This window comes from Fundidesulfovibrio butyratiphilus (genome assembly GCF_054657235.1).
In genome coordinates this window covers 1264689-1285951 of the sequence record NZ_BAAHXA010000001.1, presented here as the reverse complement: position 1 = coordinate 1285951, position 21263 = coordinate 1264689, and the positions used below count along the sequence as shown (strand labels likewise).

Sequence of the window (21263 nt, the reverse complement as noted above, 5' to 3'; positions counted from 1 at the left end):
CGTGTACGACGTCACCATAGCAGGCGCGGGCGTCGCCGGACTTACCTGCGCCTTGGCCCTGCAGAACTTCGGTTTTTCCGTCCTGGTCGCGGCCAGGGCCTTGCCTCCCCAAACGGTTTCCGACCGGGCCGCGGCCCTGTGGCTGCCGCACTTGGCCGAGCCGAGCGAACGCGTGCTCGATCTGGCCGAGCGGTCTCTTGCCGTCTACGCCATGCAGGCTCCCCAGGAAGACAGCCCCGTGCGCGAGGCCGCTCTGACCGTTGTCACCCAATCCTCCGCGCCTCCCTGGTGGGCTTCCCGCTTGGGGCCGGAGCGTCTGCGCGCGGCCCGGACCGAGGAGTTGCCCGAGGGCGCGGAGCACGCCGTGGTGGCGCTCGTGCCCGTCATCGAGCCGGGACGTTACCTCCTGTCGCTGCTGGACGCCTTTCGCACCCAGGGCGGCGCGGTGGAGGTCGGCGAGGTGACGGACCTGTCGGCCCTGGACGGGCGCATCGTGGTCAACTGCGCCGGCCTGGGCGCCGGTCTTCTCGCTCGCGACCCCCTTCTTCGCCCCCTGACCCGTCACGCCATGCGCCTGGCCATGGCCCGTCCGGCGCGCGCCATTGCCAGCCTGGGGAGGGATGGCGGCTTGGTTCTGGTGGTCGACATGCCGGACGGACCGCTGGTGATCGGCGGCGAACAGGACGGCGTGGTTCGCCATGAACCCGACGAGCCCACGCTTGCCGACGTGGCCAGAACCGCCCTGGCCCTGGAGCCGGCCCTGGCCGGAGCCGACATCGTGGACGCCTGGGCCGCGCCGTGTCCGGTCCGTTACGCATTGCGCCTGGAAGAGGATCGACTGCCGGACGGCCGCCGCCTCATTCACAACTACGGCCACGGCGGCGCGGGCTGGACCCTGGCCTGGGGCTGCGCCGAAGAGGTGGTCCGGATGGTGGTGCGGCCGGAGGAGTGAGAGGGGGGGGGAGGAGGAAGACGCCTCCAGCGGCCCGAGAGGGCGCAAGGGCGACTGGCGGTCGGCAACATCCAAACGGCTGCAAGCGGTTTTGAAAAAATAAAGCACGGTGGCCGCTGACTGCGCGAAGCCGAAGGGGGTTCCCAAAAGGTTTGTCCCTAGGGCCTGCGGAGGCATTTCAAAAGACAACTTTTGCAAGCGCCTCGCATATTTTTCAAGGACTAGACACTCCGCGCGAGGGCGCAAACGCTCTTTGCGGGTGGGTTCGTCCGCATTCTCGAATCAGGGATCGGCGAAAACGTCGCCAACGCTTGCCTCCATGTCTTGCATGCCATCCCCCTTTTGCTCAGAAGACATCAGGGGCCGAGACCGTTTCCGGTCCCGGCCCCTGAACAGCTCGGTTTGTCGCATCTCTTAAGGCGCTATCGTCAGCCAATAGGCCTTGTTGGGGTCCAGGTACTTGGCCACGGCGTCGGCCACCTCTTTCGGACCGAGGGTCTTGGCCTTGGCGAGCAACTGGCGGTCGTAGTCCAGGGGCGAACCCAGGGCCAAGTTCGACGAGGCTTCCTGGCTGCGGCTGGAGAGGCTTTGGCGCTCGATGTAGTAGTCTCCCTGCATCACGTTGACGGCGCGGGCGATCTCCTCCTGGGGAAGGCCCTTGGCCGTCAGTTCGGCGGCCACCTTTTCAAATCCCTGCCGGGCCTGTTCGGCCTTTTCCGGATAGGTGCCTATGTACAGGGCCAGAAAGCCCGTCTTGGGGGCCTGCCAGAGAAACGCCGTGACCACGTAGCCCAGGCCTTGGCGGTCGCGCAGGTCGGTGAAAAGCAGGCCCCCCTGGCCGGCCAGGGCGGTCTTGATGAGCTCCAGCGCGGGGGAATCGGGGCTGTCGCGCCCCGGCACGGGGAACACCCAGAACAGGTGCGTCTGATTGCGTTCGCCGGCGGTGATGCGTTTCGACCGCTCCTTGCCCCAGGGCGCGGGTTCGTAGGGCGGGGCGGTAAGGGGCGTGCCGGCCTGGGCCAGGCGTTTGGCCAGGGCGATCACGGCCTGGCGGTCGAACTCCCCGCACACGGCCAGCACGAAGGGCATACGGCGCTGCTTGTCCCAGAAGGCCCGGGCCTGGTCGGGCGCGAAGGCCGCCACCTGGGCCGGGACGCCCTGGCGATAGTAGCCGTAGTGGCTGCCCGGCATCAGGAAGGGGAACAGGTTGCGAAAGGCCAGGGCCGTGGGGTTGTCTTTGGTCTGGGCGATCTGGGCCAACTGGATCTGGCGCGCCCTGGCGAACTCTTCGGGCGCGAACGCCGGTTGCAGGGCGATTTCCTGCAAGAGCCCGAGAACGTCCGGGGCGAACCGGGCCGGATACTTGGCCGAGAGGCTAAAGGTGTCGCGGCCTTCCTGGGCCGAAATGGCCGAGGCCCGGTCGGCCAGGAAGTCTTCCACCTGATGGGCCGTGCGCTTGGCCGTGGACCGGGTGAGGGCCTTGGCCGCCAGGTCGCCCAGGCCTTGCTGGCTGGGTTCGAGCAGGGCGTCTCCTCCCCGGAAGGTCAGGCTCACCGAGGCGTAGGGCAGGGTCGAGTCGGGCAGGAGCACCACGGTGCGTCCGCCGCCCAGATCCACCACTTCGGCCTCTCCGGTCTTTCCGGCTTCGGCCTGGTCCTGGCCGAGGGTTTTGGGCTGGGGCCAGTCGGCCTTCAGGGAGGCCAGCATGGCGTTTGCCTTGGTTTCGGCCGCTGCCTGGTCCTTGCCGGGCATGAGCAGGGCCAGGTTGGCGTTGCCTGGCGTGACGTAATGGTCCAAAAGTCCCGAAAGCTGGTTCCGGTCGACGGAACGCACCTCATAGATCGAGTTGGTTTCGCCCTGCTGACCGAAACCGAAGAACTGGTAGTAGCCGATCTTGGTGGCCAAGCCCTTGAGGGTTTCCTTGGCCCGGAACATGGCGTCTTCGATATTGAGCTTGGACCGGTCGATCTCCTGGTCCGTGAAGTCGGCGGCCTTGAGTCCGGCCAGTTCCCGGGTCAGGGCCTTCCAGAAGGCGTCGAGCTTGTCCGGGGAGAGCACCGCGTCCACCACGAGCATGCCTCCGCGCTCCAGGGTGATGGAGTTGACGTCGATGGAGTCCGCGAGTTGCAGTTCATAGCGAAGCTTGCGTTCGAGCTTGGACGTTTTGCCCCCGCCGAGCAGGTCGGCCAGCACTTCGAGGGGGGCGTCCTTGGCCGAATGCAGTCCCGCGGTCGGAAAGCTCAGGTGCAGGTAGCATTTGTTCCAGTCGCCGCCGACGCCCTGGCCTTTGGGACCGTTCTGGGCGGGGGAGCGGTCCTGGAAATTGGGGGGATAGATCGGTCGGTTGTCGTTCAGGGAGCCGTAGAGGCGTTCGGCCTCGGCCACCACCTTGGCCGCGTCCACGTCGCCCACCACCACCAGCACCATGGACTGGGGCTGGTACAGGGTGTTCACGTAGTCGTGCAGGTCTTGGCTGGTCACGGCCTCGACGGTGTTTTTGTACCCGATGACCGGATGGCTGTAGGGAGTGCCCTCCCAGGCCATGCCTTGGCTCATCTGAAAGAGACGGCGCCCGGGTTCGTCGAGTCCCTTTTCCAGTTCGGAGATGACCACCTTTTTTTCATTGGCCAGTTCCTGGGGATCGAACTTGGCCCCAAAGGTCATGTCCTTGAAGATGTCGAGGCCGAGCGCCCAGTGGGCCGAGGGCAGGTCGGCCAGGTAGACCGTGTAGTCGAAGCTGGTGGCCGCGTTGACGTCGCCGCCCACGGTTTCCACGTCCTTGGCCACGCCGCCCTTGGGGCGTTTGGTCGTGCTGTTGAAGACCATGTGTTCGAGCAGGTGGCTGATGCCTTCCTGTCCCGGCTTTTCGTAGGAGGAGCCGGCCCGCACGTAGAGCCGTTCGCTCACCAGGGGAAAGCGCTTGTCCTCCTGCACGAGCACGGTGAAACCGTTGGCCAGTTTGACCAGCAGCCTTCCGTTGTCCAGTCCGGGGACGGATGGCGTCTTGTCCCCGCCGGGTTGGGCTGTTTCGCCGCGCGTGGCGGACTGGGCCGGCGCGGCGGCTTTTCGGCGCATGTGGTCGTTGACGAAGTAGCCCGCGATGAGGGCCACCAACAGCAGAAGATATGCCAGGAGTCTGCGGTTCATCATTGGGATTCCTGTTTGGCTGAGTGTCGCATGGGCATTGATGCCGGAGCCGGGCGCCGGCCGGCGTGCGGCCGGTCCTTGCCGATGCGTTCGGTACGGGAGACTGCGCCAGACTGGGGCCGGTGTCAAACAGGCAATGCGATGGCCCGGGCCGGCCGGTTACGAGAGCGCCGTGTGGGACGCGGAGACCGGGGGGGCGCATCCTTTGGGCGCGCGCAGGGGGAAGGTCAGGTTCAGGCTGGCCCCGCGTATGGTCGGTTCCGCATGGACGCTGCCTCCCAGTTGGTCGGCCAGGCTGGTCACCAGTTCCAGGCCCAGGGTGGCTCCGGCGTGCAGGTCGAAATCGCCGGGCAGGCCCACGCCGTCGTCTTGCACGGTGAGGCGGGCCTGGTTGTCGCGCGCGGACAGGCGCACGTCGACCGCGCCGTGGTTTCCTTCGGGAAAGGCGTGCTTGAGGGCGTTGGTGAAGAGTTCGTTGAAGATCAGGCCGCAGGGAATGGACATATCCACGGGCAGGAACACCTGGTCCAGCGACAGGCGCACGGTGACGCGGTCATTGCAGGTCAGGCCGTTCACCAGCTTGCCGGTCAGCCGGCGCACGTAGTGGGCGAAGTCCACGTTGGCCAGGTCTTCGGAGGTATAGAGTTCCTCGTGCACCAGGGCCATGGCCAGGATGCGCGATTCACATTCCTTGAAGAGTTCCAGGGAGTTTTCGTCCTGAAAATTGGCGCATTGCAAGCTGATGAGGCTCGACATCACCTGCATGTTGTTTTTCACGCGGTGATGGATTTCCTTGATGAGGATGTTTTTTTCCTCCAGCGCGGCGGTGACGGCCGCTTGGGAGAGGCGGCGTTCTTCCTCCACGCCGATGGCCATGGCCAGAATGCCCAGGAATCGTTGCTGGGAGGGGTCCAGCTCGCGGCGTTGAGGCAGGCGCAGGCACAGTCCGCCCAGGGTCCCGCCGGCCCAGATGACCCGTTGGCAGACGTAGAATTCCTCGGTCCGGCCCTCGCCGGCCACTGCGTTTTCGCAGTATTCGCCGTGCATGTCGTCCAACACCTCTTCCATGCACCCGACAACGTCGCAGTCGGGGCGCGGATTGCGCACCACGCCGTCCGCCCCGGACCAGACGGCCACATGGTCGAGGGGGCGACGCTGTCCCCTGAAGAAATGGGACGACGTGGCCTCGACGAACTGTCCCGCGAGCGCCACCAGCAGGCGGATGTTGGCTTCGGGGTCCGGCCCGAAGGCCAGAAAGCAGGCGTTGAGTTTTTCGATGCGTTCGGCGGTGCGACGCTCCAGGGTGATGTCGCGGTTGCACGAACGTCGGCCCCACCACCGTTCGTCGTCGCGGGAAACCGCCACGCAGGTGTGGGAAATGGTGCGCACCTCGCCGTGCGGGGTCAGGATGCGAAACTCCAGGGTCAAGGGCTGGTCCGTTCGGGGGTCCCGGACGTGTTGCACATGCCGGCGGTACAGGTCCTGGTCCTCGGGGTGGATGATTTCCGCCAGGAGTTCGGGCCGTTCGAGAAATTCCCAGGCCCCGTGGCCGGTGACCCGCAGACAGGAGGGCGAACAGTAGACAAAGCGGCCCTGGGGATCGGTCCAGTATTCCCAATCATAGGTATGTTCGGCCACGGTGCGGAACTTTTCCTCGCTTTCGCGCAGGGCCTGCTCCTGGATCTTGCGGTCGGTGATGTCGATGAGAATCCAGGTGCGGCCCTTGGACGGGTCCGCCGGATCGAAGGCGCTGCCCGAGACTTCGCACCAGAAAACCGAGCCGTTCTTGCGCTTGAGCCGCAGTTCCCGGGTGAACGGCTCGGGCAATCCGGCCGCCTGGGCCACGGTGCGGCCGAATTCCTCGTACGCGTCCCGGTTCAGGTGCAGCGAGGCCGTGCTCCGGCCGAGAATTTCGTCCGGCCCGCAACCGAGCATGGCGCAGAACCGGGGGTTGGCCTCGGCCACGGTGCGCTCCCCGCTCACCACCAGAATGCCGGCCGCGTTGTTTTCCAGCACCTTCATCTTCCAGGTCAGGGTCTGCGTGAGCGAACGCTCCGTGGCCTCCACCTGGTCGAGCATGAGGTTGAAGCCGCGCCCCAGGTTGCCGATCTCGTCCAGGCGGGACTCGTCGGCCCGCACGTTGCGCACGCCCCGGCGCACCTGGTCCGAGACTTCCACCAGGCTTTCCAGGCCGCGCGACAGCCTTCCCGCCGTCCACAGGGCCAGGACCGAGCCCAGGGCCAAGGCCAGCAGCGCGTAGAGCATGCCCTCTCTGGTGGTTTGGCTCACCAGGCGCGCGTGTTTGGCCAGGCTCAGGCGCACCCGGATCCAGCCGACCGTCCTGTCTCCGGAAAAGATCGGCCGGGCCACGTCCACCACGGAGTCGGTCACCGACAGCACGCGTCCGGTCGCAGGCCCGCGCAGCAGGCCGCGACTGGCGGGGTCCACAAGGTTCAGACCCACCCGGCCCGCCTCGGTGTGAGCCAGAATGCGGCCCAGGGCGTCCGTGACGATGACGCTTTCGATGTCGGGCATGGCCTTGGCCATGCTGGAGACGATTTCACCCAGTCCGGCGATGTCGTCGGAGAGCACCCACGAGACGCTGCCCGAGGCCAGGGTGTCGGCCAGGCTTTGCGCCTGGACCATGGCCTGGTTGTGCAGGAAGTCCCGCTCATCGCCCACCACCATGGCGGCGAACCCGGCCATGAGCGTCACGTTGACCAGGGCCATGGACAACACCAGCCTGCGCCGCAGGGACTTTCCCAGGAACAGACTCAAGGCGCGGATCGGGGAATGCGTCATTGCGGTCGACCTCCGGAGCGGACGTGGGCCTGAAAGCGCGTCAAAAAAGTCCGCACGGGTTCGTAGGTCTTCAGGCTGGCCGGTTCGAAGCCCTGGGTCGAGAGGGCGTCCAGAATCGGACGGCACGTGGGATCATCCGCCATGGAAAGCAGGGCGTCGGTCACGGTCGCCACCACGGATTCGGGCACGTCGTCGCGCGCTCCCAGGGGAATTCCCGGCAGGCTGGGGGTTTTCCAGGCTACGCGCAGCTTGGCGGACTGGGCGGGGTGTTCGCGTTGAAAGATGCGCCACGGGGTGAGCCAGGCGCAGCCCGCGTCGCAACGCCCGGACAGCACGGACAAGATGGCCGACTCCTGCGACCCCACGTAGAGGGTGGTGGTCTCGTCCAGGGAGCCCAGGCCGTTTTCGGTCAAGAAAAGCTGGGGCATCATGGCCCCGGCCAGGGCCAGGGGCGAGGGGTAGGCCACGGTCTTGCCCTTGAGTTCCGCGGGCGTGCGCAACGGGTTGTCCTTGGGCACGAGAATCACCCCGCGGGAGTCGTTCGTCATCTTGGCCGCCACCCGGTAGCCGAAGCGGCTGGCCTTGAGCATCTGCGCGGGGTTGGGCAAAATGAAGGCGAACTTGCGGCGGGCCAGCTTTTCTTCGAAGGAAGCGTAGCTGCGCGAGGCCTCCAGCACGATGGAGATGTTTCGTCCGGCCAGGACCCGGTTCAGGGAGTCCGCCAGGGGGCCGTACAGGGACAGGAGCTTCTGGGGATTGTGCAGGGGATGCACCCCGAGCAGGTACCGGACATGGCCCGATCGCGGAGCCGGACCGTAAGCCGGGGGAGTGTCGTCGGAGTCGGGATTCGAACAGGCCGCGAGCGAGGCGGCCAGGATCGCCAGGAGCACCAGCCTGCCCAACTCCAGAAAGGCCTCGAAGGCGTTTTGTCCGTTTGCGTTGCGTGGCTTCACCAGGGTGCGCCTCTTTGTTCGCGAACCGCACGGGTTTTCGTCGCGTCGTCGATGTCGGTTTTTGCGTTCAACAGCGGCGCTCGGTGGTTGCCCGGCCGCTTTGAACCGACGAAGACGAACGTGTATAGCGAATTCTTGACGCGGTCGAAAGCGGTTTTCCGTCAGGAAAGGGGTGACATTCGTTTCCGTGGCCTGGCAACGGGTCTTCCGTTGCTGCCATGCGCCCCTGATTAAAGATGAATAATTATCACAGTTGCTGACGCAGGTGGTGCGGAAACGCCCGCTTCAGGGCCGCGTTGCGGTTTCTTGGCAAAGGAGTGTTGTCCTGGACGCCGCGGCGAAAACCGGACTGGAGGCGCGGAATTTTGTCAGGTTTTAACGATCAATGTGTACACGGCGCCAAAACATTTTTTTTCGTTTACCACGCCAAAACGCCCGGCCGGCTCCCGGGCGCGGGCCGGCCGACGGTGCGGCGGGGCGGGCTTGCCCGCGCGTCAGGAGAACATCTGGGCCAGCTTGGTCAGGCTGTAGTCCGTGGCCGCGATGCCCGGATTGACCGCTCCCACCAGCTTGAGGGGGCTCACGTACCGGTTTTCGGACCAATCGAACACGATTTCCAGGGCGTCCGGCCCTTCGGGTGACGCTTCGAGCACCATGGGGCGGATATCCACGGTTCGGGAGCCGCGCTTGGTCTGGCTGAACCAGGGGAAGCTCTCGCGGTCCATGAGGTCGCGCCATTGGGCCAGCCGGGTTTGGATTTCGTCCGGCGCGGTCAGAAAGCGCAGCAGAAAGCGCTCGGCCACGGGTTGGGGCACCTTGCGTCCCATGCCCAGGGTCTCGGCGCGCAGGGCGGTGAGCCCCTGGGGCAGGGCCGGTCCCAGCCGCCGGATGAGTTCCTCGTTGCTTACGGCCTCGCGCAGGAAAAGGGCGAACCATTCCTGCCGGCTTTCCACGCCGACGGGCAAGGCCCATCCGAATCCGATGAGCGGCAGGGGGTGGTATCCGGCGGAAAACGAGGGCTTGAGCCCGGCCCGGCGCAGGGAGCGTTCCAGCACGTTGGCCAGTTCGAGTTGGCTGAGAAAGGCGGCCGGTCCCGTCTTGGCGTACCAGACCCGAAAGTGGGCGGCCCGGTGGGTGATTTCCTCGCGCGGGGCGGGCGGCGCGCCGGGAGCGGCCAGGGGGGGGGTGACGGCGAATCCGAATTTCCACTCCGGCTCGCGGCGGTTGAGCTTGGGCGACAAATCGGGCGTGGTGAGTTCCGGGTCTTCGCAGAGCATGGAACAGGCTCCGCAGCGCAGGCAGGAGCCGTACCGGCAGTCGGGCGTGCTCTTGCCGGCCAGCCCGCGGTGGCGTTCCTGAAGCAGAAACGCCCGGGAGACGCCGCTCAAAAGATGTTCCCAGGGCAGGTGATGATCGGTGTGGCGCGCGGCCAGGTAGGCGTCGGGGTCGACGCCGCATTCCTCGAAGGCCCGCATCCAGGGGTCCAGATCGAGTTTGTCCACCCAACTGCAAAACAGCGCCCCGAGGCGATAGGCCCGTTCCACCACCGGGGCCAGGGCCCGGTCCCCGCGTGAAAACACGCCTTCGAGCCAGCTCATGCGCGGGTCGTGCCAGCGCATGGTGATCTTTTTGTGGCGCGACAGCAGCCCGCGCACCAATCCCAGGCGGCGTTCGGTCTCGGCCCGGCTGATTTGTTCTTCCCACTGGAACGGGGTGTGGGGCTTGGGCACGAAGGTGGAGAGCGCCACCGTGACCTGGAGCCGCTTGGTCCCCTGGGGAGCCAAGCGCAGGACCTTCACGGCCAGGTCGGCTATGGCTTCCAAATCGTGGTCGGTTTCGGTGGGCAGGCCGATCATGAAATAGAGTTTGATGGCCTGCCATCCGGCTTCGAAAAGCCTGGAGGCGTGGCTGAGCACGTCCTCTTCGGTGATGCCCTTGTTGATGACCGAGCGCAGTCGGGCGCTGCCGGCTTCGGGAGCCACGGTGGCCCCGGTGCGCCGCAGCCGGCTCATGAGGGTGAGCATGCGCGGGGTGAGGGTGCCGGCCCGGAGCGAGGGAAGGCTGATGGCCACCTGGTTTTCCAGGCAGCGGCCGGCGCTTTGTTCGAAAAGGGTCTCCAGGGCGGAGAAGTCGCCGGTGGACAGCGACAGGAACGAAAGTTCCTCGTACCCGGTGGCGGCCAAGCCCTCGGCGGCCAGATGGTCGAGCTCCTTGAGCCCGCGTTCGCGCACCGGGCGGTAGATCATGCCCGCCTGGCAGAACCGGCAGCCCCGGGTGCATCCCCGGGCGATTTCCAGGCTCAGGCGGTCGTGCACGGCCTGACCGCAGGACACCGGCGACAAAATGGGAAAGGCCACGGTGCTCAAGTCCGCCACCACGGCTTTTTCCACCTGGGTGTAGCCGGGGTCCAGGGGTTGGCCGTCCTCGAAAAAGCTGGGCACGTAGACGCCGGTGACGCGGGTGAAGCGGCGCAAAAGCTCCTGGCGGGAGAGGCCTTCTTCCTTGGCCCGTTCCACGATCTCCAGGAGCGCGGGCAGGACTTCTTCGCCGTCGCCCAACACCAGGGCGTCGAGAAAGGGGGTCAGGGGCTCGGCGTTGAAGGCGCATCCGCCTCCGCCCAGCACCAGGGGGTGTTCGAGGCCCCGGTCGGCGGCGCGCAGGGGCAGGCCGGCCTGGTCCAGCATGGACAGCACGTTGGTGTAGCAGAGCTCGTGGGTCAGGTGAAAGGCCAGCACGTCCATGTCGCCAAGGGGCGTGTCGGTCTCCAGGGTGCACAGGGGCTCGTCGTGCTCGGCCAGCACGCGGGCGGCCTCTTCGGGAACGGCGTAGACCCGTTCGGCGAAGAATCGCTCGTGCCTGTTCACGGCCTCGGCCAGGATTTTTTGTCCCAGGTAGGACATGCCGACTTCGTACAGATCGGGGAAGGCCAGGGCCACTCGGACGGAAAGGGTGGCCGGGTCTTTGCTGGGCGCGCCCCATTCGGCTCCGGCGAAATGGCTGGGCTTGGGAAGCAGGCGGAGAATCTTGCGCATGGAAAGGCTCGCTGGAGTCTGACGTTGCCCGACCCGCCGCGCGGCCGCATGAAAGCGGCCGACGCGACTGGCCGGGCCGGGCCGTCCGCCAGGGGCCGGCGGACGAAAGGCCGGTTACTTCTTGAGGATGAGGGAGGGCTGTCCGCCGGGAGCCGGGCCGCCCATGTTCTTGAGCAGGTTCATGTCCCGGGTGGAGGCGATGGTCAGGTTCGAGGTGGCCTCGAGGTATTTGTTCTTGAGTTCGTCGGGGAAGGTCTTGAACGTATAGAGAATGTGGTCGGCCCTGATCTCGCCGGTGATTTCGTTCTCGAACGGATAGCCGAAGGGCAGGAGCACCATCTGGACGCCCTGTTGGGTGGGCACGGTCTGAAGGATGGCGACGTCCTTGAGCAGGTTGGACTCGGCGTCCCATTTTCCCAGCACGGTTTCACCGTTGATGAGTTTTACCAAGCGGATATCGTAGGACATGGAAATTGGCTCCTTGAGGATGTCTGAAATACGTGAACGAAAGAAGGTATGTTCGGCGGTTGTCCGTGTCAAGATGGCGGCGGCCGATCCGTTCGGAGGGGGCGTCCGGTTTGTCGGAACATCAAGGGCGGACGCGGCGCTTCCCGCTGCCGGCGGCCCGGCTCAGGGCGCGGCATCGGGTCCCCAGACCTCCCGGACCAGAACGTAGGGCACGGACCCGCCGGGCGCCAGGGCCAGACCGTTTTCCGTCAGCCTGCCGGCCACTGCGCCGATCACCTTGAAGCCCGTGCCCAGGGGCATGCGGAAGGGCGCGCGCACCCCGATCCGCTCTCCGGGCTCGATGCGCCCGGGCAAAAAAGCTCGCCCGATGATGCGCGGTCCGGCGTTCGGGCGCATGAACAGGACGCCCAGCACCACGCCGCCGTCCTCGTCGTCGGGAGGGGCGAGCCAGGTCCGGTTCGAGCGGTTGGTCACCTCCACGAGCAATTCCTTTTCGGACCAGGGCCTCGCGGCGGTCGGAGACTTCAGGATGCGAAGCTCCAGCCCGGCCAGGTCGAAAGGCGTGAACGCCGCGCCCCCGCGTGGGGCCAGGACCAGAAAGTCCGGCCGCAAGGCGGCGCGCCGGCGGTTCAATTCGGCCAGGCTCATGTGCGAGCCCGGCCACTTGAGCCAAAATCCCTCCAGGGAGTAGTCCGGCACGAACCAGGGGCTGCGCGTGGCGAAGAGCACGGGCAGGTCGCGCTCCATGCGTCGGGCTTCCCAGGGAGCCAGACGCGTCAGGGGGGTGAGGAGCACGGCGTCGTCCGGGGCCGCTCCGGCCGGATACACCGCGCGCACCGCGCGTCCCGCCGGGATGTCCGGGCGCAAGTCGATGTCCGTTTGCAGCCCCAGATGGGCGATCAGCCGGCCGAGGGCCAGGGTCGCCTCGCTGTCCGGCGTGGCCTGGGGCGTGAAGAGGCTCACCGGGCGATCCGCGCGGGTGGAGGCCAGGCGGACGAGAAAGCCTTCCAGGGCCGACAAGTGTTTCTGGCTGTAATATAAAGAAGTGAACTGGTTGGCCCAGGCCGCGAGCGAACCCAGCAGCAGGACCGCTCCCAGCCCGGCCAGGGTCGCCCGAAGGGCGCGAAGCGCCGGGGAACGGGCGTTTTTCGGGGGGCGTCGGCGCTTGGGAAGCTGCGCCGTTAATGCCCGGCCGGCGCCGGCCAGGGCGACCGGCGCGCCGGAATCGGCCGCGGCCGTCCCCCCAGCCAGGCCCAGGTCTTCGGGACGCAGGCGCGAGGCCGCCAGGGCGTAGGCCGGCAACAGGTAGTAGGGGGCGTACAGCCCCAGAGCCACGTACTGGGCCGTCAGGGCCAGGGCGGCCGCGAACAGGGCCGCGTCGGCCTGGAATGCCCGACCCCGGCGCGCGCGGCCGACCAGGCCCCATCCCCAGAGGGCCAACCCGGCCAGCAGTGCCGGATCGTTCATCAGGTAGCGGGTCAGGGCCCAGGCGGGAGAGTCCTTGGCCTGCAAGGCCAGATAGCCGGATTGCACCCGGTGGGGCAGCACGAACAGGGCGTACCCGATCAGGTAGGCCGCGCCCACGACCATGAGCCCTATGTGAAACCACACCAACCCCGCTTCGGCCGATGGGTGAGAGCCTGTTGGCCCATCGCCGCCCGGGGGGTGCGTTTTTTTTCGCCGGAAAGCCAGGAACGCGGCGGCCAGCCCCGCGCCGCCGGCGGCCACCAGCATGGGGGCCACCGTCTCCTTGTAGAAGCACAACGCTGCGCACAGGACCACCACGCCGGCTTGCCGAAGCGCCGGGCCAAGCCTTCGCCTCCTGGGGCGTTCCGGCAGATCGCGCCCGTTAGGTTCCGGCCAGAATAGGCAGACCACGAGCAGTCCGATGAACAGATTGATTTCTCCGACAAAGAGCCGTTGCGAGGCGCAGGCCATGGCCGGGGTCAGCAGGACCAACAGGCCGAGCGCGGTCCGCCCCCAGCCGCGAAAGCCCCCCCGCCCCAGGGCCGAAAAGACCAGCCACGCCGCCAGCGCGAACTTCATGGCCGCCACGGCCCGAAAGACCCACGGGGCCGCGACTCCAACCTTGCGCAGCAGGGAAAATTCCAGCCCGTTGGCCGGAAAGAAACGGCCCAAATCCAGGTTGCGGGGAAAATAGAAGTGCTTGGCCCAGTACGTGTCCGCGTACAGGATGTGGTCGTCCACCAGCCCGAAGCCCCGCACGTCGAAGATCGCCCAGGTCAAGGCCAAGGCGACGACCGCGTACGCCGCAGCCGGAATGCGCCTCACGCCCGCTCCCGGGAAGAGGCCGGCCGAAGCGGCGAAAGGCGGAGGAGGAAGAGGAAGAGAGAAGAGAAAGAGAGGAAGAGGAATCGGGGGAAGAACCTTTTTTGAAAAAAAGGTTCTTCCCCCGAGCCCCCATCTCCAAAAAACTTTAGCATGGTTTGCACAACCACTTGCATGGACGAACCCCAACGATAGATAATGATGTGAGAAAACCATGCATGCGCAATCGCCGGCATGGACGTTCTTCGGCCAACGGCCATCCGCATGCGCGACCATCCGTGTGGACCCCGGTCCTGCGGCGAGAACATCACAAAAAAAGCCGAGTGCGCAACCGTCTGTATGGGGCCCCGTGCGTATGAACGTCTCCGGGGCGAGAATATCGCGAAAAAGTCCATGCGATGAATAACCGTCTGCATGGACGAACCCAAGCTAAAGTTTTTTGGGGAAGGAGGGGGTTTCCTCCCCCCGATCTTCATCTTCACTTCTTCATCTTCCCCGCGCCCGCTTCGCACGCTAGCCCGGATCGGGGCGTTTGTGGAGGGGGTGGGGTTCAGGGGCGGTATTTTTGCAGAAAGGCCTGGACGGTCAGGGTCCTGAAGTCGGGCAGAGCGGCCGCCAGGCGTTCCCGGGTCCAGTCCCACCAGGCCAGGTCCAGGAGTTGGCGGGCGATTTCCTCGGAAAAGCGGGGTTTGAGGGTCCTGGCCGGCACGCCGCCCACGATGCTGTAGGGGGCAACGTCGCGGCTGACCACGGCCCCGGCGGCCACCACGGCCCCGTTGGCCACGCTGACGCCGGGCAGGACCACGGCTCCGTGTCCGATCCACACGTCATGGCCCACGCGCACGGGGTCGTTTCTGCGCCAATCGAAGAACTCGTGGTCGTCCTCGCCCAGTCCGTAGGCGGCCGAGCGGTAGGTGAAGTGGTGCTGGCTGGCTCGCCATGTGGGGTGGTTGCTGGCCCCCAGGCGCGCATGGTTGGCGATGGAGACGAAGCGGCCCACATGGGCGTGCATGAGGTGGCAGCGGTCCATGACGTAGGAGTAGTCCCCGAGGGTGGCTTCGATGAGGGCGCTGTCGCGGCCCACCTCGGTATAGCGGCCGAGCGAGCTTTCCGTGATGCGCGCGGAGGGATGGACGAGGGGCGACTGGCCGAGACGGGTGTGGCTCACGGAAGGATTTCCTTTTGTCCGATGCAGCGCAGCCGGATGGCGCGCGACAGGGTGTCGATGGCGTAGATCGCCGCCAGGATGAGCAGGACGATGAAGAGCACCTGGTCCCAGGCGTTGATGCGGATGCGATCGGCCAGTTGCATGCCGATGCCGCCCGCGCCCACAACGCCCAGGATGGAGGCCGACCGGGTGTTGGACTCGAAATAGTAGAGCGTGGAGGAAAGGAGCACCGGCGTCACCTGGGGAAGGTATCCGTAGCGCACCACCTGGAGGGGGCTGGCTCCGCTGGCGCGCACGCCGTCTATTTGTTTGGGGTCCACGTTTTCAACGGCCTCGGCGAAGAGTTTGGCCAGCACGCCGGAGTCGGAGATGGCGATGGCCATGATGCCGGCGAAGGGGCCCAGTCCCACCACGTTGATCACCACGAGAGCCCAGATGAGCGGGTCCACGCCGCGCAGCACGTCGAAAAGCCGGCGCAGGAAAAAGCGGGGCAGTCTGGCCCGGGTGACGTTGGCGGCGCCCAGAAATCCCAGGGGCAGGGCGGCCAGGGTGGCGCAGAGCGTGCCCAGAAACGCCATGGCCAGGGTCTCGGCCATGGCCCCAAGCATCTGGCCCAGATAGCCGCCGCTGTCCGGTGGCCACATGAGGGAGACGATACGGACCAGTTTCCCGAGGCCGGTCCAGAGGTTGGGCAGGTTGAAAAAGCCCATGCGCCCCAGGCAGACGAGAGTCAGCAGGACAAAGCCGGCCAGCAGGACGTTTCGGGCCTGGCTTGGAAGGGAAAAGCCGGCCTGTTCCCCCTCGATGACCATTCGGCGCAATCGTTCGCAGCCGATGTCGAAAACGAAGACCACGGCCAGCAGCAGCAGAACCAGGGCGCTGATGTCGGGATAGATGAACTGGCGCACCACGAGCATGAGTTCCTGCCCGATGCCGCCCGCGCCCACAAAGCCCACCACCGTGGCGGCGCGCACGTTGATTTCGAATCGCAACAGGGCGTAGCTCAGGTAGTTGGGCAGGACCTGGGGCAAAACGGCGTAGCGCATGGTCTGGACCCACCCGGCGCCGGAGGCGCGCAGGCCGTCCACGGGTCCCATGTCCACGTTTTCGTTGACCTCGGCGAAGAGTTTGCAAAGCGCTCCGGCGCTGTGCAGGGCCAGGGCCAGCACGCCGGGCAGCGGCCCCAGGCCGAAGGCGAAGACGAAAATCAGGGCGAACACCAGGTCGGGCACGCTGCGGGCGATTTCCATGGCCCGTTTGGCGGCGAACAGCGCCGCCCTATTGGGGGTCAGGTTGGCCGAGGCCGGAAAGCACAACGCCAGGGCCAGGCCCGCGCCCAGGAGCGTGCCCAGGTAGGCGATGCCCGCGGTGTCCGCCAGAAGGCCCAGCCACCTGGGCAGGGCCCAGTACCAGGCGGCCAGGTCGTGACCCAGGTGGCCCGGACGCAGAACCGGGGCGATGTCCCGGATGTAGGAGAAGATGCCCGGCAGCCCGCGCGCCAGCTTGTCCAGATCGACCTCCCCGGCCACCAGGGAGCCGGCCAGGGCCAGGACGAAAAGCCCGGCCAGGCCCAGGGTGCTTCCCCGCCTGGCCCGGGCCATTTCGGTTCGGCGGCGCTCGAACAGGGCCACGGCTTCGGGATGGGCGTTCTTCCAGGGCGCGGCGGGCGCGCGTTCGAGGGCGATGTCGTGGTGCATGGGCTCTGTTTGTTTTGCGGCCGGGTCGCCGGGCGGAGTTGTCCTCCCGGCGACCCGGCCCGTGGGGGGACGAGCTTTGCCCAAGGGGGGGCCAGGGGCGAAGCCCCGGCTGCCCGGAGGCCTCTTTCCACCCCTTTGCCGTCTACTGGGCCTTGCGCTTTTCGAGGTTGGCCTTGATCATTTCGACGATGGGCATGTAGTCCTCCACCTTGACCTCGACCATGGTCTTGGCCTTGCCGTCGAAGAGCTTCTTGAACACTTCCGGGGCCTTGGTGGGCATTTCGAGCAGGGCCTTTTTCACGTCGGCGCGCATGTCCTCGGGCAGCCAGGAGGGCATGGTCCAGGGTTCGTTGGGCAGCAGGGGCGATTCCCAAATGATGCGGGTGGCGTTCGCCGGAATCATGCCCTTGGACTGCATGCGGGAGATGTTGCTGAACGCGTCGGAGTTCCACCAGGTGACGGCGGCGTCGAAGGTGCCGTTCATGAGGCCGATGACGCTGTTCTCGTGACTGCCGGAAAAGGTGGCCGAGCCGAAGAAGGTGTCCACGTCGACGCCCTGCTTGCCCAGGAAAAACCGGGGGGCCTGGTTGCCGGAGGTGGAGTTGGGGTCGGCCAGGGCCAGCTTTTTGCCCTTCAGGTCCTCAACGGTCTTGTAGGGGCTTTCGGTCTTGACCACCATCACGGAATGGTAGCCCACGTTGCCGCTGGCGTCGGTGTGGGTGACCAGGGGCACCATCTGCTTGTTGGTGACGATCCAGGCCTTGGCGAAGCTGGCCGGGCCGTACCAGGCCAGTTCGATCTTTCTGGCCTTCATGGCCTCGATGACCCCGGCGTAGTCCGTGGCCGGACGAATGGTGGTCTTCACCTTGAGTTCCTTGGCCAGGTAGTCGGCCACGGACTGCCAGCGGCCGAGCATGTCGGACTGGTTTTCCTCGGTGATGACCCCGATGTTCAATTCGGGGTATTTCTTGCGCCAGTCCGAGGCCTGGGCCAGGACCGGGCTGAGAACGCACAGGGCCAGAAAGGCCGCCAACAGGCGGCTTGCGAAACGCAAACGCATGGTGTCTCCTCCGGGTGTGGGCGGTTGGTGGGCTTGTTGGTCAGCAGACCGCGCCCAGGGGCTGGTAGGCCGGGGGCGCGGGGGTTTCGAGTTCGGTTTCGTCGAGGATTTCGGCCAGCTCCCGGCTGTCCGGGGTTAGTCCGTAGAGGGCGCGCACGGCGTCCATGGTCAGGTCTTCGGGGCCGCCGTCGAAAACCACGCGCCCGCCGGACATGCCGATGATGCGGTCGCAGCAGGTCTTGGCCGGGCGCAAATGATGCAGGTTGCACAGCACGGTGATGCCTTCCTCGCGGTTGACGGCGCGCAGGGCGGCCATGACCTGGCCGGCGCTTTTGGGGTCGAGGGAGGCGATGGGCTCGTCGGCCAGAAGCAGACGCGGTTCCTGCACCAGGGCGCGGGCGATGGCCACGCGTTGCTGTTGCCCGCCGGAAAGGCGTTCGGCCCGGGTGAAGACGAATTCTTCCATGTCCAGACGCGCCAGCGCGGAAACGGCCAGGGCGCGGTCCTCGGGCCCGAAGCGCTTCACCAGGCTCGCGACCAGTCCCACCCGGGAAAGCCGTCCCACCAGAACGTTGGTCGCCACGTCCAGTCGCCCCACGAGATTGAACTGCTGAAAGATCATGGCGCATTGGGCCCGCCAGACCCTCAGCTCGCGTCCCCTGAGGGTGGTGACGTCGCGTCCTTCGAAACGAATGGAGCCGGACGTGGGGTCGCCCAGGCGGTTGATCATGCGCAACAGGGTGGACTTGCCCGCGCCGGATCGGCCGATCACGCCCACCATCTGCCCCGGCGCTATGGTCAGGGTCACGTTGTCCACGGCGGTCTTCTGGCCGAATCGCTTGGTCAGTCCGTTCAGTTCAAGCATGGCGTCCTCCTGTCGGTCCGCTTGGGCGGTCCGCCGAAACCGGGACTACCGCGCCAATGTGGCCGAACGGTGACGCGGCGATGACGATTGCAACGGAAAGACTCTATCGCATGCGAAACGCAATGCAGTGCGTCGAAACAAGTCTGCAAGTTGTCTACGGCGTCACTGATGCGTGGCGCATGCGCGCGAAGGCCTGGGGCCTGGCGTGGATGAGCCGGCCCCGGCGAAACACCGCCACCGCCTCGGGGCGCACGCCGTGGGGGTCGACCAGAACCAGGTCGGCGCACAAGCCGGGTTCGATGCGGCCCCGGTCGTGGAGCAGCGCGGCCTTGGCGGGGTTGGCGCTCACCAGGTTCCAGGCGCTTGCCAGGCCGGCCGCCCCCTGGCGGTCGAGCAGGAACGGAGCTTCGAGCAGGGAGGGATAGTAGTAGTCCGAGGCCAGGATGTCGCACAGCCCTTCGGCCACGGCCCGACTGGCCAGGACGCCCGAAACCGTGTGACTGCGCCCGCGCAGCACGTTGGGCGCGCCGCACACCACGTGATCGCCGTGCTCGCGCGCGGCGCGGGCCGCCGCGTAGCTGGTGGGAAACTCGCAGATGCGGCAGCCCAGGTCCCGATACCGGGCGCGGATTTCGGGCGTGTCGTCGTCGTGGGAGGCCATGGGCAGCCGGCCCCCCGCCGCCCTGGCCAGGCGGGACAGAACCCCCGGCACCCGATCGGCCCGGCCGGCGGCCTGGTCCAGGCGGGCGCGGTACTCCTCCCGGGTCAGGCCCGTGCGGGCCACCAGGGCGTCCACCTTGTGGGGTTTGGCCATCTCGCCGTTCAAGTGGCCGATGTGGTCGTTAAAGGCCAGAAGATCCACCCGGCCCGCGACCAGCGCCGCTTCCACGGCGTCGGCCTGCTCGGTGTTGTGGGTCTCGAAGCGCAGGTGCAGGCGGGTGTCGCAGGCCAACTGCGGCCTGGCGGTCTCCAGGGCCTGGAAAAAGGCCTGGGCGGCCTCCATGCCGCGCAGCCCCGGCTCCCAGGACCAGGTGAGCCCGTGGAAGGCCGTGGTCACGCCGTTGGCCGCCAGTTGCCGGTCCGACTCGATCAGCGCCAGGGTGTGGGGAAAGTTGACCCCGGGCCGGGGCATGAGCTGGCGTTCGAAGGCGTCGCCGTGAATGTCCACGATGCCGGGCAGCACGAGAAGCCCCCTGGCGTCGAAGGGTGTCGCCCCCCGGCGCGCGTCTTCCAGGGAAAGGATGATCCCTCCTCCCAGCCCCAGGCTGGCGCCCCGCTGAAAGCCCTCCGGGGTGAGCACGTCTCCGCCTTCGATGGAAAGCTCGGGTTCGTTACGGTCCAGGACTTCTTGCAACACGTCCGTCCTCCAAAAGTGGGATGGCGATCCAGAACACGTCGGAGTGTCCGTTCTGTTACGGAGGCGTGTCGAGGTCATGAACAGCGTCCGAAAGTTCCAGTATTGCTATACAATGAGCGTTGTCATCTATTGACGATGCCCACGTTATGCATCACACGGCGCACATGCAAAAGGCTCCGTCACGCCGTGAAGTCTCCGGTATTCACCACGATGCGCACCCAGTCGCTGACGAACAGGGTGACCCCGTATTCCACGGGACGCCCCGGACCGTCGGCGTTGACCGACTCGCTCACCAGCAGCGGGCGGTGCCTGGCGCAGCCCAGAAGGCCGGCCTCGCGCGGGGTGGGCATGCGCGCCGTGAGCACCGTGCGTCGGCGGTGATAGTCGACCACCTTGGTCATGGCCATGCACGCGCTCACCGAAGCGGTCTCCCGGTAGGTCTCCACGATGCGGGGAAAGCGCGCCTTGGGAAAGAACCGGGTGGAAAGGCTGATGCGTCGGCCGTCCGCGTGGCCCAAGGTCTCCATCCAGATCAGGATTTCCCCCTCGGGCAGGTCCAGGGCCTGGGCCGCCGGCCCGTGGGCCGGGGTTTCGCCCCAGTCCGTGACCTGATGGCCGGGAATGCGGCTCTGACGGGACAGGATTTCGCTGAAATACGTGCGCCTGGCCAGGGAATAGTCGATCACGCGCTCGCGCACGAACCAGCCGCTGCCTTGTTCCACGCGCACCAGGCCGTCTTCTTCCAGGGCGGTGAGCGCGCGGCGCACGGTGTGGCGGTTCACTGCGAAACGCGCGGCCAGTTCGTGTTCGGTGGGCAGTTTTCCGCCGGGAGGCAACTGTCCATCGGCGATTTCGGCCTCCAGCGCCTGGGCGATGGCCCGCCACAGGGCCAGCCCCTTCATGCGAATCAGGGTCATGGGAACTCCTTGCGTTTGTCACCGGTTCGTCGGTGCCGGGTGGGAGAGTCCCTAACGAAGCGATGTGTACATATCTAGACAACTCAGAGGCGAGAACATGAATCCTTCGCAACAGGGCGCGGTCGTGCGCCGCAGGGTGTTGTCGGCCCTGGCCAAGGCCAGGGCCGCGGACGTGACCCGCGCCTGGGACGAAACCGGCGACAAGCCCGCCTACGAGACCTTGCGCGGCCCCCAGACCGGACTGGTCATGGTGCGGGGCCGGGCCGGCGGAACGGGCGAATCCTTCAACCTGGGCGAAATGACCGTGACTCGGGCCAGCGTGCGTCTGGAAGGCGGGCAGGTGGGCCACGGCTACGTGGCCGGGCGCGACAAGGACCACGCCCTGGGCTGCGCCCTGTTCGACGCCCTGGTGCAGGTCCCTGGCCGCCAGGGCGAGGTGCTCGTCCGCGTGGTGGAGCCCCTGGAGCGGGCGGTGGCCAAGCGGAGCGACCGCGAATCCGCCAGGATCGACGCCACCCGGGTGGAGTTTTTCACCATGGTGCGGGGGGACGACTGA

14 protein-coding genes are annotated in these 21263 nt (G+C 66.6%); 2 read left to right on the top strand and 12 right to left on the bottom strand.

All coding sequences use genetic code 11. The annotated features are described in order from the left end of the window. Window position 1 precedes the first annotated feature (1 nt). A complete protein-coding gene (locus ACYQ01_RS06110) occupies window positions 2-952 on the top strand; it encodes an FAD-dependent oxidoreductase (RefSeq protein ID WP_459932941.1) in 951 nt (316 codons plus the stop codon). A 414-nt stretch (window positions 953-1366) separates the two neighbouring features. Here the strand turns inward: ACYQ01_RS06110 and ACYQ01_RS06105 are convergent, their stop codons facing one another. The 12 genes from ACYQ01_RS06105 to phnF form a co-directional block, all read right to left on the bottom strand. Further along, the gene (locus ACYQ01_RS06105) at window positions 1367-4102 is read right to left on the bottom strand and encodes a M16 family metallopeptidase (RefSeq protein WP_459932940.1); all 2736 of its coding nucleotides are present in this window, start codon (window positions 4100-4102) and stop codon (window positions 1367-1369) included. A gap of 156 nt (window positions 4103-4258) precedes the next feature. Beyond that, window positions 4259-6901: a PAS domain S-box protein gene (locus tag ACYQ01_RS06100; RefSeq protein WP_459932939.1), complete on the bottom strand. Its 2643-nt coding sequence runs from the start codon at window positions 6899-6901 to the stop codon at window positions 4259-4261. Next, window positions 6898-7854 carry a phosphate/phosphite/phosphonate ABC transporter substrate-binding protein gene (locus ACYQ01_RS06095; protein ID WP_459932938.1) on the bottom strand — a complete coding sequence of 319 codons (957 nt, stop codon included), beginning with the start codon at window positions 7852-7854 and terminating at the stop codon, window positions 6898-6900. The genes ACYQ01_RS06100 and ACYQ01_RS06095 overlap by 4 nt, the downstream gene beginning before the upstream one ends. Before the next feature lie 494 nt (window positions 7855-8348). After that, entirely contained in the window at window positions 8349-10886 is a 2538-nt protein-coding gene (locus ACYQ01_RS06090; protein WP_459932937.1) for a TIGR03960 family B12-binding radical SAM protein, read from the bottom strand. Between the two features lie 114 nt (window positions 10887-11000). Beyond that, window positions 11001-11354, bottom strand: a complete 354-nt coding sequence (locus ACYQ01_RS06085) for a hypothetical protein (RefSeq protein WP_459932936.1) — start codon at window positions 11352-11354, stop codon at window positions 11001-11003. 162 nt (window positions 11355-11516) lie between these two features. After that, the gene (locus ACYQ01_RS06080; protein WP_459932935.1) at window positions 11517-13646 is read right to left on the bottom strand and encodes a hypothetical protein; all 2130 of its coding nucleotides are present in this window, start codon (window positions 13644-13646) and stop codon (window positions 11517-11519) included. Window positions 13647-14193: 547 nt separating this feature from the next. Further along, a complete protein-coding gene (locus ACYQ01_RS06075; protein ID WP_459932934.1) occupies window positions 14194-14811 on the bottom strand; it encodes a DapH/DapD/GlmU-related protein in 618 nt (205 codons plus the stop codon). Continuing rightward, a complete protein-coding gene (gene phnE / locus ACYQ01_RS06070; RefSeq protein WP_459932933.1) occupies window positions 14808-16508 on the bottom strand; it encodes a phosphonate ABC transporter, permease protein PhnE in 1701 nt (566 codons plus the stop codon). The genes ACYQ01_RS06075 and phnE overlap by 4 nt, the downstream gene beginning before the upstream one ends. 142 nt (window positions 16509-16650) lie before the next feature. Beyond that, complete coding sequence (gene phnD, locus ACYQ01_RS06065) at window positions 16651-17568, bottom strand: phosphonate ABC transporter substrate-binding protein (protein WP_459932932.1); 918 nt, start codon at window positions 17566-17568, stop codon at window positions 16651-16653. 40 nt (window positions 17569-17608) lie between these two features. Continuing rightward, complete coding sequence (gene phnC, locus ACYQ01_RS06060) at window positions 17609-18433, bottom strand: phosphonate ABC transporter ATP-binding protein (protein ID WP_459932931.1); 825 nt, start codon at window positions 18431-18433, stop codon at window positions 17609-17611. A gap of 154 nt (window positions 18434-18587) precedes the next feature. Then, window positions 18588-19790 carry an alpha-D-ribose 1-methylphosphonate 5-triphosphate diphosphatase gene (locus ACYQ01_RS06055; protein WP_459932930.1) on the bottom strand — a complete coding sequence of 401 codons (1203 nt, stop codon included), beginning with the start codon at window positions 19788-19790 and terminating at the stop codon, window positions 18588-18590. A gap of 179 nt (window positions 19791-19969) precedes the next feature. Next, entirely contained in the window at window positions 19970-20707 is a 738-nt protein-coding gene (gene phnF / locus ACYQ01_RS06050) for a phosphonate metabolism transcriptional regulator PhnF (protein WP_459932929.1), read from the bottom strand. Window positions 20708-20804: 97 nt separating this feature from the next. On the opposite strand from phnF, the gene phnG reads away from it, so the two are divergent. Further along, window positions 20805-21263, top strand: coding sequence for a phosphonate C-P lyase system protein PhnG (phnG, locus tag ACYQ01_RS06045; RefSeq protein ID WP_459932928.1), 459 nt, complete (start codon window positions 20805-20807; stop codon window positions 21261-21263).